Source organism: Streptomyces sp. NPDC002537, from assembly GCF_053594975.1.
Genome location: NZ_JBSFWT010000185.1, coordinates 1 through 2,734, shown reverse-complemented (window position 1 = coordinate 2,734; position 2,734 = coordinate 1). Strand labels below are relative to the sequence as shown.

General features: G+C 71.7%; 2 protein-coding genes. One reads left to right on the top strand and one right to left on the bottom strand.

Features of this window, described 5'->3' with window-relative positions:
• Window positions 1-238: 238 nt before the first annotated feature.
• On the bottom strand, window positions 239-1,993 hold the full coding sequence (locus tag ACWD4A_RS35245; RefSeq protein ID WP_451200549.1) for an NAD+ synthase: 1,755 nt from the start codon (window positions 1,991-1,993) through the stop codon (window positions 239-241).
• A 156-nt stretch (window positions 1,994-2,149) separates the two neighbouring features.
• Between ACWD4A_RS35245 and ACWD4A_RS35240 the strand changes: the two genes are divergently transcribed.
• Window positions 2,150-2,686 (top strand): DUF4234 domain-containing protein, encoded by a 537-nt coding sequence (locus ACWD4A_RS35240; protein ID WP_451200548.1) that lies wholly within the window; start codon window positions 2,150-2,152, stop codon window positions 2,684-2,686.
• Window positions 2,687-2,734 lie beyond the last annotated feature (48 nt).

Here is a 2,734-nt window from a genome sequence, read left to right as displayed (position 1 = left end):
CGGGGTGGTGCGGGACTGCTTCGCTTTACGTCCCGCACCACCCCTGCGCGTCCCGGCCTCTGCCGTCACCCCATCTCCAGCCCTTGGGGGTCCCCCCGGACGGAGTCTGGGGGAGTTTGAGGACACCGCGCGGAGCGCGGTCGGGGGTCTGGGGCGGAGCCCCAGTTTCGGGAAGGGGCGGGGCGGGGAAAGGCCCGCCGCAGGCGCGCAGCGGGTCCGGATGTCCGTACCGGCCCGGTCAGGGCGCCTCGCGCCAGCGGTTGGTGATCGGGAGGCGGCGGTCCTTGCCGAAGCCCTTGGCGGAGATCTTCGTGCCCGGCGGGTACTGCCGCCGCTTGTACTCCGCGGTGTCCACCATCCGCAGCACCCGCGTCACCAACTCCGCGTCGAAGCCCGCCGCGACGATCTCCGCCCGGCCCTTGTCCCGGTCGACGTAGAGCTCCAGGACGCGGTCCAGCACGTCGTAGTCCGGCAGCGAGTCCGTGTCCACCTGGCCCGGCCGGAGCTCGGCGCTCGGTGGCTTGGTGATGGAGTTCTCCGGGATCGGCGGGGTCTCGCCGCGCTCCTCGGCGGCCCGGTTGCGCCATTCGGCGAGCCGGAAGATCAACGTCTTGTAGACGTCCTTGATCGGTCCGTACGCGCCGACGGAGTCGCCGTACAGCGTGGAATAGCCGCAGGCCAGCTCGGACTTGTTGCCCGGCGCGAGCACGATGTGCCCCTCCTGGTTGGAGATCGCCATCAGCATCGTGCCGCGCAGCCGCGACTGCAGGTTCTCCTCGGCGAGGCCGGTGAGCCCCAGCGCCCCCATATAGGCGTCGAACATCGGCGCGATCGGCACGGTCCGGAAGTGCAGACCGGTGCGCCGGGCGAGTTCCTCGGCGTCCGCGATCGAGTGCTCGGAGGAGTAGCGGGACGGCATGGCCACGCCGTGGACGTTCTCCGCGCCGAGCGCGTCGCACGCGACGGCGGCGACGAGCGCGGAGTCGATGCCGCCGGAGAGCCCGATCAGGACGCTGCGGAAGTTGTTCTTGGTGACGTACGCGCGCAGGCCGGTGACCAGCGCCCCGTACACCTCCTCCTCGTCACCGAGCCGCTCCGCGACCGTGCCCGCGGCCTCCGGCGCATAGCCGGGCAGCGGGTCGGCGGAGAGGGTGACGTGGTCGATGCGCAGGCCGTCGGCCACGACGCCGGACGGCGCCCCGGCGGCAGCGGCGGGCAGGTCGAGGTCGATCAGCACGCAGTGCTCCGCGAACTGCGGCCCCCGCGCGAGGACTTGGCCGTGGCCGTCGACGACGATCGTGTCGCCGTCGAAGACCAGCTCGTCCTGGCCGCCGGTCGACGCGACGTACGCGGTCGTGCACCCGGCCTCCTGGGCGCGCTTGCGGACCAGCTCCAGCCGGGTGTCGTCCTTCTCCCGCTCGTACGGGGAGGCGTTGATCGACAGCAGCAGCCCGGCCCCGGCGGCGCGGGCACCGGGCACCCGGCCGCCCTCCTGCCACAGGTCCTCGCAGATGGCGAGCGCGACGTCGACGCCGTGCACCCGCACCACCGGCATGGTGTCACCGGGCACGAAGTAGCGGAACTCGTCGAAGACCCCGTAGTTCGGCAGGTGGTGCTTGGCGAAGGAGAGCGCCACCTCGCCCCGGTGCAGCACGGCGGCGGCGTTGCGCGGCGCGCCCGCGGGCTTGCCGAGCCGGGGCCGGCCGTCCTCGCTGCGGTCGAGGTAGCCGACGACCACCGGCAGCTCGCCGAGGCCCTCGGCGGCCAGCCGGGCGGCGAGCGCGCGCAGCGCCTCCCGGCCCGCCTCGACGAAGGACGGCCGCAGGGCGAGGTCCTCGACGGGATAGCCGGTCAGCGCCATCTCGGGGAACGCCGCCAGATGGGCGCCCTGCTCGGCGGAGTGCCGGGTCCAGCGGACGATCGACTCGGCGTTCCCGACGAGGTCGCCGACGCAGGAATCGATCTGGTTCAGAGCGAGACGAAGTTGGGGCACGCCGCCAGTCTAATCGTCTGTCTGACGCGATCTGTGGTGTGACGGGCGTCATGGTCGAGCGTGGGCGAGCGTATGTGATCTTGTGACAAGCTTCGCCATCTGCCCATGGCGTGTGCCATGGGCATGTCTTGTCGAAGTTCTTCCTAGGAGACCGCGTTGAGCACGCAGCCGCCGCAGTGGGGCCCGCCCGCGCCGCAGAGCCCCTACCCCCCGGCCGTGCCGCCTCAGAACCCGTACGGTTCGGGCTACCCGCAGCAGGCGCCGATGGGCTACCCCGCCCCGGGCCCCGCCGCCTACGGCCTGGCGATGAAGCGCCGCAACCCCGTGGGTGTCTGGCTGGGTCTGCCGATCATCACGTTCGGCATCTACACCCTGGTCTGGTACTTCAAGATCCACAAGGAGATGGCGGAGTTCGACAGTCGTCGGCACATCAGCCCCGCGGGCAGCCTGCTCACGCTGATGTTCGGTGGCTGGCTGATCATCCCGCCGTTCGTCTCGCTGTACAACACCGGCAAGCGCATCGCGGACGCCCAGCGCGCCGCCGGCCTGCGGCCCACCTGCAGCGCCGGACTCGGCCTGCTGCTCTGTTTCCTCTTCGGCCTGGTCTCGCTCTACTACCAGAGCGAGCTGAACAAGGTCGTCGACCACTACCAGCAGGCCGCGCCCGGCACCCAGGTGCCGCTGGCCGTCTGAGTCACTCCGTACGACGGCCCGTGGGGCCCGCGCCGATCCGGCGCGGGC